Below are 13955 nucleotides of genomic sequence, written 5' to 3'. Positions count from 1 at the left end.
TGGACCTCCCCCACCGGCCGCACCTACACCGACGAACCCCTCCCCTACTCCCCCGCCGTCCGCTTCACCCCCGACGACCCACCCCCACCCGACCCCGACGACAACGGCACACCCCCACCCTTCTGACCCGTACCGGCGGAGTTTCTCCTGCCCCATTCCGCGCGAGCCCGATGCGTCGTGCACGCACCGGACCGCCGCACGCTCCTCGCCCGGCGACGGATGCGCGCGGCCATCTGGACCCGCCGCGCGGACGGTCGGTAGAAAGAGCCCATGAACGCGCGCCAGGACCGTCTCCCTGATCGCCCGGCCCGACCCGCGGATCTCGACGACGACTTCTCGTCCGGCTCACCCGACCCGGCGATGTGGATCCCCGCTTATCTCCCGCACTGGACCACGCCCGACCGCGCATCGGCACGCTACAACGGCGGCACCGACGGGCTACGGCTCCGCATCGACGAACATCAGCCCGACTGGCGTCCGGAAGATGCACCCCTGCGGGTGTCGAACCAGCAGACCGCCGTCTTCGCCGGACCGTACGGGTCACGCCGGGGAATGCATCGTCATCGCCTCGATGGCCTCACCGTGCGCACACCGATGCCGACGGCTCTGCTCTTCGCACCGTCACGAGGCCGCGTCGACGTCACCGTATCTGCGACGCGAGACAGCGGCTGCATTGTCGCGGTATGGCCGGTCGGCATCGAACATCGATCCCCCGATGACGCCGGCGAGATCTGCCTGTTCGAGATCGACGCACACTCGATCGGTGAGACCGAAACGCGAGCTCGCGTCGGCATCAAGGCGCACCACGACCCGCGCCTCGAAACGGACATGACCGAGCTCTCCGTCCCGATCGACGCGGAACGACCGCACACCTGGACCGCTGTCTGGGGAAACGGGGAGACGATGATCGGCTGCGAAGGCGTCGTCCTCCGCCGGATCGAGCAGGCCCCCGAGTATCCCCTCGCTCTCAGGGTCGACCTCTTCGAGGTCGGCCCGCCCGGCGGTTCCTACCCGAAGTCGTTCACTCTCCACCGCGTGCGCGGCTGGGCGATGTGACGGCATCCCGACGATTCGGTCAGCGGGTCGCGCACGCCGCAACACCCCGTCAGGGCTGGGGCGGCAGAGCCTCGGAATCGATCCAGCGCGACAGCGTCGCCACGGCATCCGCTCCCCCAACGCGCTCGACGGCGCGTCGGAAGTCGTCGGTGGTGACGAGGGCGTGGCGGTGCTCCGCGGTCCACGACCGCAGCAGGTCGAAGAAGGCGGTGTCGCCCAGCTGACGGCGCACCGCGTGAAGGGTCAGCGCCCCGCGCTTGTAGACCCGATCGTCGAACATGTCGTCGGGCCCGGGATCCACCAGCAGCAGATCGCGCGGTTTCGCCGCCAGGCGCGCGTAGTACTCGCCCACGCAGGTCTGCACGGTCGGTCCGCCCGAGTGCTCCGACCACAACCACTCCGCGTAGCAGGCGAAGCCCTCGTTGAGCCAGATGTCGCTCCAGCGCGCCAGCCCCACGCTGTTGCCGAACCACTGGTGCGCGAGCTCGTGCGCGACGAGGCGCTGGGCGGCGGGGACGAGGTGATTCATGCCGAACACGGCGAGACCCTGGGCCTCGAGGGGGATCTCGAGCTCGTCGGCCGTGACCACCAGCGTGCACGCGGGTTGGGGGTAGGGCCCGAACAGGGTGTCGAAGAGCCGCAGCATCTCGGGCACCGGCGCGAAGGCGCGATCGACCGCCGCGGTGAGGGCGGGCGGTGCGCTCACCGTCACGGCGGGAACGACCCCGGTGCCGGACCCCGCGAGCGGGCGCGTGCGATACCGCCCCACGTGCACGGCGGCGAGGTAGGTGGCGGTCGGCACGTCGGAGACGAACGTCGAGGTCACCCGACCGCCGCGACGCGAGCTGACGCTCTCGACTCCCGTGGCGACCGCGGTGTAGCCGTCGTCGACGGTGATCTCGAGGCGCATCGGAGCCCGGTTGTCGGGTCGGTCGTTGCAGGGGAACCACGTGGGGGCTCCGACCGGCTGCCCGGCCACGAGGGCACCGTCGGTGAGCTCCTCCCACCCGACCGCACCCCACCGCGACCGCCGCGGCGCGGGGGCACCCGCGTACGCCACTTCGATCTCGAACGCCTCGCCGACACGGATTGCCCGCGCCGGCGTCACCCGGAGCACACGGGGCCCGGGAGTGAACCGCACCGCCTCGCCATCCACCTTCACGCGCGAGGTGCGGAGCCCGACCAGGTCGAGCGCGAACGACGTCACCGCTTGCCGGGCGACGGCGGAGATCGTGGCCACCCCCTCGAGGCGGTTCGTGCGCACGCGGTATCCGAGCACCAGGTCGTACGACGTCACGTCGTACGAGAGGTCGCCGCTCTGCGGGGCGTAGGCGTCGGCGCTCACGAGGTCGACTGGTAGGCGCGCACCTTGACCGCGCGCCAGGGGCCGATGGGGTTGCCGCTCCACCGCGAACCGACGGGCACCGTCTCTCCGCGCATGACGAGCGACGCGGGTCCGACCGTGGCGTGCGCCCCGAGGGTCGAGGCGGGCAGCACGACGCTGTGGGGGCCGAGCGTGGAACCCGGTTCCAACTCGACGGTGTCCATGCTCATGATTCGATCATGGAACAGATGCGTCTGAACCACGCATCCGCGGTTGACGGTTGACGCGTCGCCCAAAGTGACCAGGTCGGGCTCGGGCAGCCAGTAGCTGTCGCACCACACGCCCCGGCCGATCTTCGCGCCGAGGGATCTCAGCCACACCGCCAGCGCGGGCGTCCCCGCGGCCGCACGGGCGAACCAGGGAGCGGCGACCATCTCGGTGAAGGTGTCCGACACCTCGGTGCGCCAGACGAAGCTCGACCACAGCGGCTGCTCGCCCGCCCGGATGACGCCGACGATCGCCCACTTGGCCGCGGTCGACACCCCCGCGGCCACGGCTCCCGCGGCCAGCAGGACGACGCCCGAGAGCAGCAGCGTCCCCACCGGACCGACCGTGTCCCACAGCGCGGCGAGCGCGAACAGCACGCCGAGCCCGATGGCGCAGGTGACGACGACGGGCACGAAGCGGCACAGCTCCCACAGCGTGCGCGCGAGCCGCAGACCGGCCGTGGGCCGGTACGTGCGCGACTCGTCGCCCTCCGCCGACAGGCGACGCAGGCGCACGGCAGGTGAACCGAGCCACGACGATCCCGCCTTCGCCTTGGGCGGGGCGGCCGAGAGCACCGCGACCAATCCGTCGCGAGGCACGCGGTGTCCGGGGGCCGCCATGCCGGAGTTGCCGAGGAACGCGCGCTTGCCGATGCGCACGGGGCCGATGCGCATCCATCCGCCGTGCAGCTCGTACGACGCGATCATCGTGTCGTCTGCGAGGAACGCTCCGTCTTCGATACGCGCCATCGACGGGATGAGCAGCACGGTCGACGCCTCGACGTCGCGACCCACGCGCGCGCCCAGCATGCGCAACCACACCGGCGTGAACAGCGACGAGTACAGCGGGAAGAGGATCGTGCGCGCGGCGTCGAGCAGTCGCTCGATCGTCCATGCCTGCCAGGCGACGCGACTGCGCACTGGGTGGGTGCCCTCGACGAGCCCGATCGAGAACAGACGCACGAGAAGCACGACGGATGCCGCGAACACGAGCCCCGTCACGGCCACGGCCGGAACGAGCCACGCGAACGCCGCCCCGGCTGCTTGCACGAGTTCCGCGCTGCCGCGCAGCCCCTGGGCGAGCACGAGCCCCCCGACGGTGAAGGCGGCGAGCGGCAGGAGCGCGAGCACGACGGCCGACACCGCGTACGCCCACAACCACCGCGTGGGGGCGGCGGGCCGCTCGCGCGGCCAGTCCCGTGCGATCCCGCCCACCCGTTCGGCGGGAGAGCCGGCCCACGACTGGTCGGCCTTGACCCGACCGAACACCGCGGAGCCCGGCGCGATCTCGGCCCGTCGACCGATGCGGGTACCGGGCGCGAGGGTCGATCGGGCGCCGACCGTCGCCCCGGCCCCGATGCGCACCTGGCCGATGCGCACGAGGTCGCCGTCGATCCAGTACCCCGTCAGATCGACCTCGGGCTCGATCGAGGCGCCGTCGCCGATCACGAGCATCCCCGTCACGGGCGGCAGGGCGTGCAGATCCACGTCGCGGCCGATGCGTGCGCCCAGGGCCCGCGCGTAGTACGACACCCACGGCGCTCCGGCCAGGCCCACGGCATCCACTTGATCGGCGATCTGCTCCGCCAGCCACAGGCGGATGTGCACCCCGCCGCCGCGCGGATAGTCGCCGGGGCGCACCCCGGCCAGCAGGAGGCGGGCGGATGCCACGGCGATGGCCATACGCCCGAACGGGGTCGAGAAGATCAGCAGGCCGATGACGAGCACGGGCCAGGGAACGGAGGGCAGCACCTCGAAGCCGGGCACGGTCTGCAGGACCGCGGATGCCGTGAGCAGGTAGAGCAACCACCGCACGCCCGACAGGATGAACAGCGGGGCTCCGAGCAACGTCTGCACCCACTGGGTCGATCGCGGGGTGGGTGCCGCCCGATGGAACGACGCGGGCGTCTCGTCCTTGAGCTGCGGACCGAGGGCCTTCGCCATCGCGCCCAGTCGCGGGACGTCGTAGATGTCGGCGACCGAGAACTCCGGCACGCGCACGCGGATGCGCGACACCAGCTGCGCGGCGGCGAGCGAGCCGCCCCCGAGGTCGAAGAAGTCGGTCTTGCGGTCGGTGACGGCGAGCCCGAGCACCGCCTGCCATTGTTCGGCCAGCCAGGCCTCGTCGGCGGAGAAGTCGGTCGTCGCAGGCGCGTCGACCCCCGGCAGCGGCCACGGCAGCGCGGCGCGGTCGACCTTTCCGGAAGTTCGCACCGGCAGGGCGTCGACGACGCCGAGCAGGGGGATGGTCGCCGCGGGGAGTCGCTCGGCCAGAGCCGCCCGCGCGGCGGACCGGTCGAGCTCCGCCCCCTCCTCCATGACGAGGTAGCCCACGAGCACCGGCACCCCGGCCTCGGTGGTGCGCACGGCGACCGTGGCAGCGCTGACGTCGGGCAGGTCCTGCAGTGCCGACTCGACCTCGCCGAGCTCGATCCGTCGACCGCCGACCTTCACCTGGTCGTCGGCGCGTCCCTGGAACACCAGGCCCGCCGGGTCGAAGCGCACGAGGTCACCCGATCGGTAGGCGCGCTCCCACCCCAGCGTCGGCATCGGCGCGTATTTCTCCGCGTCCTTCGCGGGGTCGAGGTAGCGGGCGAGGCCCACGCCACCGATGATGAGCTCCCCCACCTCGCCCTCGCCGACCGGCAGGCCCTCGGGGTCGACGACCGCGAGCGACCAGCCGTCGAGCGGCAGGCCGATGCGCACGGGGAGCGATCCGTCCAGAGGCGCGGCGCACGCGACGACGGTGGCCTCGGTGGGGCCGTAGGTGTTCCACACCTCGCGCCCCGTCGCGACGAGTCGGGCCGCCAGCTCGGGCGGGCACGCCTCCCCGCCGAAGATCAGCAGGCGCACGTTCTCGATCGAGTCGGCCGGCCACATCGCCGCGAGCGTCGGCACCGTCGACACGACGGTGATGCTCTGGCGCAGCAGCCAGGGGGCGAGGTCTTCCCCCGAGCGCACGAGCGAGCGCGGCGCCGGCACGAGGCACGCGCCGTGCCCCCAGGCCAGCCACATCTCCTCGCACGAGGCGTCGAAGGCGACGCTGAGCCCAGCGAGCACCCGGTCGCCCGGTCCCAGCGGATCGCCCTGCAAGAAGATGCGTCCCTCCGCCTCGACGAACGCCGCCGCCGACCGGTGGGTGACCGCGACTCCCTTGGGCACCCCGGTGGAGCCGGAGGTGAAGATGATCCACGCGTCGTCGTCGACGCCCGGGGGCGCGACCACGGGGACCGCGTTGGTGCTCGGGTGGGGCGCGTCGCCCTCGTACAGGCGGACGAGGTCGGCATCCGGATCACTCGCGACGAACTCACCGTCACCGGCCACGATGCCCTTCACCCCCGCCTCGCCGAAGACCAGGCGCGCGCGCTCGTCGGGGTCGTCGGCGTCGACCGGCACGTAGGCCGCGCCGGCCGCCATCACCGCGAGGATCGACACGTACAGCTCCTTCGAGCCCGACGGCATGCGCACGCCCACGCGATCGCCCCGGCGGACACCGGCCGCGTGCAGCGCCGCGGCGGTGCGCCACACGCGCGCGAGCAGTTCGCGGTAGCTGAGGGCGCCCGACCCGTCGTCGATCGCCGAGGCTTCCGGATGCCGCGACGCGACGTCGCTGAGAAGGTCGATCAGCGTGCGGGCGGGGGCGGCGGCGGCCGTTCGATCGAGCGGGGCCTGTGCGGCGAAGGCGGGTGTCGTCACGGGCGAACAGTACAACGCCCAGGAAAACGCCCCGGGACGGCGGACCCGGTTCACCTTCCGTTCACCCGCACAACGCAGTCTGTTAGCAGTCGCTGTTTACCGTGCCGGAGAGCCCTGCACCGGGTTTCCAGTTCCCGACATCCGAAGGATTCACACAGTGAAGATCTCCCGCCTCGCCCAGCTGGGCACCGTGGCCGCCGTGGCCTCTCTCGCGCTCGCCGGTTGCGCCGGCCCCTCGGCCTCCGGTGGCGACGCCGCCGGCGCCTCGGCCTCCCCCTCCGACTCCGGCGTGGCCTTCACGGTCGACACCAGCCTCTCGGGCACCATCACCTCGGGCGGCTCGAGCGCCCAGGCCAACGCACAGGCTGCATGGACCGCCGCGTACAACGCCCAGGCCAAGGGCGTCACGATCAACTACGACAAGTCGCAGGGCTCCGGTGGCGGTGTCACCAACTTCCTCAGCGGGGCGTATGACTTCGCCGGATCCGACTCGCCCCTCAACGCCGACCAGACCACCCAGTCGAAGGCGCTGTGCACCGACGGTGGCGTGAACATCCCGATCTACCTCGACGGTGTCGCGATCATCTTCAACATCCCCGGCGTGACCGATCTCAAGCTCTCGGGCGAGACCATCGCGAAGATCTTCGCGCTGCAGATCACCGACTGGTCCGACCCGGCCATCACGGCCGACAACGGCACGGCTCTCGCCGCCGGCCCCATCACCACCGTCGCGCGTTCGGACGGCTCGGGCACCACGCAGAACTTCACCAACTACCTCGCCGCGACCCAGTCGTCGGTCTGGACCTCGCCCGCGGGCAAGGACTGGCCGATCGAGGGCAACGTGTCGAAGCAGAAGGGTGGCTCGGGCGTCGTCGAGGCCGTCAAGGCCGGTACGGGCACCATCGGCTACGCCGACCACTCGGCCATCGGCGACCTCAACGCGGCGTCGATCGTCCAGGACGGCACGGCCATCGCGTACAGCGGTGAGGCCGTCTCGAAGACCTTCGACCTCGCGGCCGTCGAGGCCAGCAACGGTGTGACGGGTGACCTGTCGAAGAAGTTCGACTACTCCAAGCTCACCGCCGAGACCTACCCGATCCCGCTCGTGTCGTACGCGATCACCTGCACCTCGTTCAAGGACGCCACGCAGGCCGAGCTCGTGAAGTCGTACCTCGGCTTCATCACGAGCACCCTCGGCCAGGAGGTCGCCGCCAAGAACGCCGGCTCGGCTCCGCTGCCCGAGTCGGTCCTCGAGGCCGCGCAGGAGACCCTCTCGGCCATCAAGTAAACATCTCGTCGGACTCGGCCCGGCTCGCAATCACCTGCGGGCCGGGCCGGGCTGATCGGAACGGTCGACCATCGTCGAACGCTCCGCTGAGCCGAAATCCTCAGAGAACACCCGATCGAGGAGAACCCATGACCCGTGCCGAGCGTGAGGTCCCCCGTGACTGACACCGTCACCGAACCCGAGACCTCGCCCGCCTCCCCGCCGCCGTCGCCGCCTCGCTCGAGCATCGTCGGCAAGCGCCGCGTCGGCGACTCCGTCTTCCTCGGTCTGTCGACCACCGCCGCGGTGTCGATCATGATCATCCTCGCCGGCGTCGCGATCTTCCTGATCCTGCGCGGCCTCCCCGCCATCACCGGCAACTGGACCGAGGGTGACCTCGCCGGCTACCAGAACGGCCAGTGGACCAACTTCTGGCAGTACGTCGGCCCGCTCCTGTTCGGCAGCATCTGGGCGGCGCTCATCGCCATGATCATCGGCGCTCCGGTCGCGATCGGCATCGCGCTGTTCATCTCGCACTACGCCCCGCGCCGCATCGCCGGATTCCTGGGCTACATCGTCGACCTGCTGGCCGCGGTCCCCTCGATCGTGTTCGGCCTCTGGGGCATCATCGTCATGCGCCCGCTGCTGCTGCCGGTCGGCGAGTTCCTCAACCAGTACCTCGGCTGGATCCCGCTCTTCCAGGGTCCGGTCTCGTCCACCGGCTCGACGATGCTCACCGGTGGCGTGGTGCTCGCCGTGATGATCCTCCCGATCGTCACCTCGATCACCCGCGAGGTGTTCCTGCAGACCCCGCGCCTGCACGAAGAGGCGGCCCTCGCCCTCGGCGCGACGCGGTGGGAGATGATCCGCCTGTCGGTCTTCCCCTACGCCCGCAGCGGCATGGTCTCGGCCACGCTGCTCGGCCTGGGCCGTGCGCTCGGCGAGACCATGGCCATCGCGCTGATCGTGTCGCCCAGCCTCATCTACTCGGTGCTGCTGCTCACCGACGGGTACAACTCGCAGACCATCGCCGCCAACATCGCGCTGAACTTCCCCATCGCCACCGACCTGCAGCGCTCGGCGCTGATCGGCACGGGCCTGATGCTGTTCGTCGTGTCGCTTGCGGTCAACATGTTCGCCCGCTACATCATCGGTGCGACCGGACCCGGGTCCAAGGGCCGCAAGAAGGGCAAGCGTTCATGACCGTCACGGCCCCCTCCGCTCCCCTGGCGCTGACCAGCGGGCAGCTCCCCCGCTACATCGAGCCGATGATGCTCGTGGGCGTCGCGATCGTCGTCGCCGGCGTGCAGCTGCTGCTCGGCGGTTTCAACCTCGCGACCTGGCTGATCCTCTCGGCGATCATTTACCTCATCGCGATCGGCGTCGGCTCCACCATCGTCGAGAACCGTCGCAAGGCGGTCGACCGGGTGGTGCGCGGCCTCGTCACCGCCGCGTTCCTGCTGGCCGTGGCCCCGCTGATCTCGACCCTCTGGACGGTCGTGTCCAAGGGCCTCGCGGTCGTCAACTGGAACTTCATCACCCAGACCGGCGGATCGACCTTCGACCCGAACACCCTCGAGGTCGTCGCCACGGCGGGTGCGTGGCAGGCCATCGCCGGAACGCTGATCATCACGGGCATCGCCGCGCTCATCTCCGTGCCGGTCGGCATCCTCGCCGCGGTCTACCTCGTCGAATACGCGCAGCCGAACAACCCGCTGCGTCGCGCCATCACCTTCCTCGTCGACGTGATGACGGGCATCCCCTCGATCGTCGCCGGTCTGTTCGCGTTCTCGCTGTTCAGCCTGATCATCGGTCCGAAGGCGTTCAGCGGCTTCTCGGCATCCATCGCCCTCTGCGTGCTGATGATCCCCATCGTCATCCGCTCGACCGAAGAGATGCTGCGCCTCGTGCCCGCCGACCTGCGCGAGGCGTCGCTCGCACTGGGCGTGCCGCGTTCGGCGACGATCATCAAGGTCGTGCTGCGCACCGCGGCATCCGGAATCATCACCGGCGTCGTGCTCGCTGTGGCCCGCGTCGTGGGTGAGACCGCGCCGATCTTCATCGCCGCGAGCTTCACCGACAACTTCAACGCCAACCCGTTCGACGGACCCATGCAGACGCTCCCCGTCATGGCGTACACCGCGTACAGCTTCCCCGGGCAGGACATCGACGCGTCGCAGGCCAACGCCTGGGGTGCGGCCTTCCTGCTCGTCGTCCTCGTCGTCATCTTCAACCTGATCGCCCGTATCGTGGCGGCGGTGTTCGCGCCCAAGGCGCGCTGAGCCCAGAAAGGCACACACTCGTGTCCAAGAGCATCGAGGTCCAAGACCTCAACGTCTACTACAGCGACTTCCTCGCGGTCGAGGGCGTCTCGATCGACATCGAGCCCCGCTCGGTCACCGCCTTCATCGGCCCGTCGGGCTGCGGCAAGTCCACGTTCCTGCGCACCCTCAACCGCATGCACGAGGTCATCCCCGGCGGTCGCGTCGAGGGCCGGGTGCTCATCGACGGCGACGACCTCTACGGCCCCGGCGTCGACCCGGTGCTCGTTCGTCGTCACGTCGGCATGGTCTTCCAGCGCCCGAACCCCTTCCCCACGATGTCGATCCGCGAGAACGTGCTGGCTGGCGCGAAGCTCAACGACAAGCGGATGCCGAAGAGCGACGCCGACGCCCTGGTGGAGAAGTCCCTCCGGGGCGCCAACCTCTGGAACGAGGTCAAGGACCGTCTCGACAAGCCCGGCGGCGGCCTCTCGGGCGGTCAGCAGCAGCGTCTGTGCATCGCTCGCGCCATCGCCGTCTCGCCCGACGTGCTGCTGATGGACGAGCCCTGCTCAGCCCTCGACCCCATCTCGACGTTCGCGATCGAAGAGCTGATCGGCGAGCTGAAGAGCGAGTACACGATCGTGATCGTGACGCACAACATGCAGCAGGCCTCGCGCGTGAGCGACAAGACGGCGTTCTTCAACATCGCCGGCACCGGCAAGCCCGGAAAGCTCATCGAGTACAACGACACCGCGTCGATCTTCACCGCCCCCAGCGTCCAGGCGACCGAGGACTACGTCTCGGGTCGCTTCGGATAAGCATCCCGCGCACCGCGAAGGCCCCGCTCCGGCGGGGCCTTCGTCGTTCGCGCGTCAGTCCCGCGGGCTCAGCAGGAAGGCGTTCAGCTCGTCGGTGAACGCGCGGTCGACCGGCACGGGCGTGCCGTCGACGGAGCGGATCGGGGCGGCGAGCCGCACGCTCGAGAGCAACCAACCGGCATCCGCCGTCGCGAGATCGGCCACCGGGACCGTCTCGTACGCCGTCGAGAAGCCACGGGCCTCGAGGAACGCGAACAGGCTCAGCTGGGTCGTCCCGTGCAGAATGCCGGCGGCGGGCGACGGCGTCACGAAGCGATCACCGACGCGGAGGACGACGGATGCCGTGGGGGCCTCGAGCACAAACCCGTCGGTGGTGACGAAGACGGCGTCGTCTGCTCCGCGTCGCTGGGCCTCGCGGATGGCCGCCATGTTCACGCCGTACGACAGCGTCTTGGCACCCAGCTGCAGCCACGGCGCGTGCGCGGGGGCCTCGAGGGCGTAACCGCGGTCGAGGGTGACGACGTCGACCCCCTCGCGACGGGAGCGGGAGTTGTCGGGCGCCGTGGCGAGGGTGATCCACGCGGTCGGGGTCGGGCCCTGCTCCACACCGCGGCTCAGGACGAGCTTCATGACGTTCTCGCCCGAGCCCGCCTCGGTGGCGACGCGGGCGATCGCCGCTCGCCACTGCGTGGGGTTCGGTGCGGGCAGCTCGCAGAGCTCGGCGGAGCGCGCGAGGCGGGCCAGGTGCGGCCCCACCTCCTGCACATGTCCGTCGACGACGCCGAGCGACTCGAAGATCCCGTCGCCGCGCTGGGCGCTCAGCTCTCCGAGCGGAAGGACGGGCCCGTCGGGGTCGACGACGCGGAATGTCGCGTCCCATTCCTCTCGGGTGTCGTCGGATGCCGCGGGGTCGAGCACGAGAGCGGAACGCCAAGCCATACCGCGAGCCTAGACGCGGGAGACGACACGCCCGGGGCTTGTCAACAGGGCCGTCGGAGGGAATGCCTTCGCGTCGGTCTTGTTACACTCTTCATGCCGGGCCGCAGTAACCCCGGGCTCCATCTTCTGCCGCTCTGAGCGGCCTTGCGCCGAGAGGCGTTCTGCGGTCCGGCACTTTTCTTTTCCGCGGTGGGTTCTCCCGCGGATCGCTCAGGTGAGCGCGTCGCGGCGCCACAGAGCGGCGGATGCGGAGAGGTCCTCGGCGTAGGTCGCCAGTCGCAGGGCGCGCGTGGTCAGAGCGCTCGCCCGCTCCGACTCGGTGTTCTCGTAGTCGTCAGCGAGGTGGGTGGACCCCGCCGCCTGCACCCGACAGAACGCCGCCGCGCGATCGAGGGCGACGGCGAAGTCCCCCTCGAACAGACCGCGCAGGATGGTGTCGATGAGCGCCACGAGCTCTTCGGGTCCGGCCGGAGCGGGGGCCCCGGCCACCACGGCATCCACCGTCGCCATCTCGACTCGGCCGCGCTCGTACAGCAGGGCCGCGGTCGCGGCGTCGTCGTGGATCATGAGCTGCAGGAGGTAGAGCCGCCACAGCGCCCCGGGCAGAGACCGCGCCGGCGAGCGCGACCAGAGCTCGGCGATGTCGTCGATGCCGTGATCGTCGGTGAAGGCGACCAGTCGCTCGACGACGTCGACGGTCGGATCGGCGCGAACGCGCGACAGGAGAGCCTGAGCGGTGCTGTGCGCGACGCGCGACACCTCGGCCGGATCCTCGGCCGAGAACAGACGGTCGAAGAGCTCGGCGGGACGCCGGACCGGCTTGTGGAACTCGCGGGGGGAATCGCTCATGCATCCAGGCTAGAGCGTCGCCCCGGGAGACCGGGCCGGGCTCAGGCGGGGAAACTCAGGCCGTCGCGACGGCGAGCACGGGGGCCGAACTCGGCGTGCCGTCGGGAGAGCCACCGGCGGGTTCGACCGTCACGGCGATCACGTCACCGCTGTGCATCTCGCCCGAGAGCTGGGCCGTGGCGTTGCCATCGGCATCCGGCTCGAAGATCCCGGCCGGGATGGCGATCTGGTCTTCGCCGCGCACGAACCACAGCTCGTAGGTCTTGCCGTCGGGCAAGGCCGGCATGCCGTCGGCGACCAGCACGCTCTTGCCGCTCGAGGGTGACCAGTGGGCCGTGGCGACCGTGCCGTCGGGCATGGTGGCCGACGCCGACTGCGCGTCGGGCGCGTCTTCGATCTGCTGGAGGGCGACGACCGCGGCGGGCGGGGCGAACAGCTGGCTGACGGTGACGGCCCCGAATCCGAGCACGAGGACGGCGGCGAACGAGGCGGCCAGCGCGAACCAACGGCGAGCGCCCCACCCCGAGCCGACGGACGGGCCGACAGAGACGGCCTCGCGTTCGGGCTCGACGACAGCGGGTCCTGCCGCGGCGTAGTCCTCGTCGTCGACGGCGGTTTCACTCGACGTCGTGGATGCCGCTGAGTCCTGCGGGAGCTCCGAGATACGGGCGAACAGTGACGCACGCACGGACGTCGGGGGCTCGACGGGCTCGACGGAGTCGCCGATCGCGGCGGCCGCGTCGACGGCGTGGCGCACGTGGTGGTCCCAGTGCGGGTTGCCCGCGAGAGCCTCCTGGTACGCGCGCTCATCAGCCTCGGAGAGCGCATTCAGCGCATGTCCGACGGCGAGGTCGGCGAAATCCCTCTCGTTCACTTGTCCACCCCCATTTCCATCCTCAGTCGCGACAGACCGTCGCGCATTCTCGTCTTGACCGTTCCGAGCGGCGCCCCGACGAGGGTCGCGATCTCACTTTGGCTGTACCCGCCGAAATAGGCGAGCGTGAGTGCTTCCTTCTGGGCCTCGGGAAGCGCCGCCAAAGCATCGACGACGCGCCGCCCTTCTATTTTCATCTCTACTTTTTCCGATACGGCGTCGTAGGCGACATCCATATCGCGGAATCCTGCGCGTACGTCACGATCCACGCTCGACTGCGACGACCGCACGCGGTCCACCGCTCGTCGATGCGCGATCGTGAGAACCCACGATCTTCCCTGCCCTCTGTTCGGAGTGAAGCGCGCAGCGGATTGCCAGATTTCGAGGAAGACCTCCTGCAGAACTTCTTCACTCTGCGACCGGTCGACGAGCACGCGCAGGATGAGACCGAACACGCGAGCGGAGAGCGTGTCGTACAGCTCGGCGAAAGCGGGGCGGTCGCCGTCGGCCACGCGACGCAGCAGGGCACCGACGTGATCGGCAGGCGCAGGCCCCTCATCGGGGAGGTCGAAGCCGTCGATCACCATGCGTCCCATCATTGC

At 70.3% G+C, this 13955-nt stretch carries 11 protein-coding genes; 5 read left to right on the top strand and 6 right to left on the bottom strand.

All coding sequences use genetic code 11. The features are described from left to right. Positions 1-270: 270 nt before the first annotated feature. Positions 271-1056 (top strand): hypothetical protein, encoded by a 786-nt coding sequence (locus tag M3667_RS14330; RefSeq protein ID WP_251508970.1) that lies wholly within the window; start codon positions 271-273, stop codon positions 1054-1056. Between the two features lie 49 nt (positions 1057-1105). On the opposite strand, the gene M3667_RS14325 is transcribed toward M3667_RS14330, so the two are convergent. Then, on the bottom strand, positions 1106-2401 hold the full coding sequence (locus M3667_RS14325) for a M1 family metallopeptidase (RefSeq protein ID WP_251508968.1): 1296 nt from the start codon (positions 2399-2401) through the stop codon (positions 1106-1108). Next, on the bottom strand, positions 2398-6342 hold the full coding sequence (locus tag M3667_RS14320) for a Pls/PosA family non-ribosomal peptide synthetase (RefSeq protein ID WP_251508966.1): 3945 nt from the start codon (positions 6340-6342) through the stop codon (positions 2398-2400). The genes M3667_RS14325 and M3667_RS14320 overlap by 4 nt, the downstream gene beginning before the upstream one ends. A gap of 157 nt (positions 6343-6499) precedes the next feature. Between M3667_RS14320 and M3667_RS14315 the strand changes: the two genes are divergently transcribed. From M3667_RS14315 to pstB, 4 genes are all read left to right on the top strand, one after another. Further along, entirely contained in the window at positions 6500-7630 is a 1131-nt protein-coding gene (locus M3667_RS14315) for a PstS family phosphate ABC transporter substrate-binding protein (RefSeq protein ID WP_251508964.1), read from the top strand. 156 nt (positions 7631-7786) lie between these two features. After that, positions 7787-8812 (top strand): phosphate ABC transporter permease subunit PstC, encoded by a 1026-nt coding sequence (gene pstC / locus M3667_RS14310; protein ID WP_251508962.1) that lies wholly within the window; start codon positions 7787-7789, stop codon positions 8810-8812. Beyond that, on the top strand, positions 8809-9891 hold the full coding sequence (gene pstA, locus M3667_RS14305) for a phosphate ABC transporter permease PstA (RefSeq protein ID WP_251508960.1): 1083 nt from the start codon (positions 8809-8811) through the stop codon (positions 9889-9891). The genes pstC and pstA overlap by 4 nt, the downstream gene beginning before the upstream one ends. Positions 9892-9911: 20 nt before the next feature. Further along, positions 9912-10691 carry a phosphate ABC transporter ATP-binding protein PstB gene (pstB, locus tag M3667_RS14300; RefSeq protein ID WP_056229315.1) on the top strand — a complete coding sequence of 260 codons (780 nt, stop codon included), beginning with the start codon at positions 9912-9914 and terminating at the stop codon, positions 10689-10691. Positions 10692-10745: 54 nt separating this feature from the next. Here the strand turns inward: pstB and M3667_RS14295 are convergent, their stop codons facing one another. From M3667_RS14295 to sigK, 4 genes are all read right to left on the bottom strand, one after another. Further along, positions 10746-11630 carry an aminotransferase class IV gene (locus M3667_RS14295; protein ID WP_251508958.1) on the bottom strand — a complete coding sequence of 295 codons (885 nt, stop codon included), beginning with the start codon at positions 11628-11630 and terminating at the stop codon, positions 10746-10748. A 210-nt stretch (positions 11631-11840) separates the two neighbouring features. Next, positions 11841-12479, bottom strand: a complete 639-nt coding sequence (locus tag M3667_RS14290) for a DNA-directed RNA polymerase subunit beta (RefSeq protein ID WP_251508956.1) — start codon at positions 12477-12479, stop codon at positions 11841-11843. Positions 12480-12534: 55 nt separating this feature from the next. Continuing rightward, positions 12535-13353, bottom strand: a complete 819-nt coding sequence (locus M3667_RS14285) for an anti-sigma factor (RefSeq protein ID WP_251508954.1) — start codon at positions 13351-13353, stop codon at positions 12535-12537. After that, entirely contained in the window at positions 13350-13952 is a 603-nt protein-coding gene (gene sigK, locus M3667_RS14280) for an ECF RNA polymerase sigma factor SigK (RefSeq protein WP_251508952.1), read from the bottom strand. The genes M3667_RS14285 and sigK overlap by 4 nt, the downstream gene beginning before the upstream one ends. Positions 13953-13955: the final 3 nt, after the last annotated feature.

Source organism: Microbacterium sp. P26, from assembly GCF_023712585.1.
Classification (GTDB): Bacteria; Actinomycetota; Actinomycetes; order Actinomycetales; family Microbacteriaceae; genus Microbacterium; species Microbacterium algihabitans_A.
Note: the sequence above shows the minus strand (reverse complement) of the source record. Positions and strands in the feature narration are given on the sequence as shown.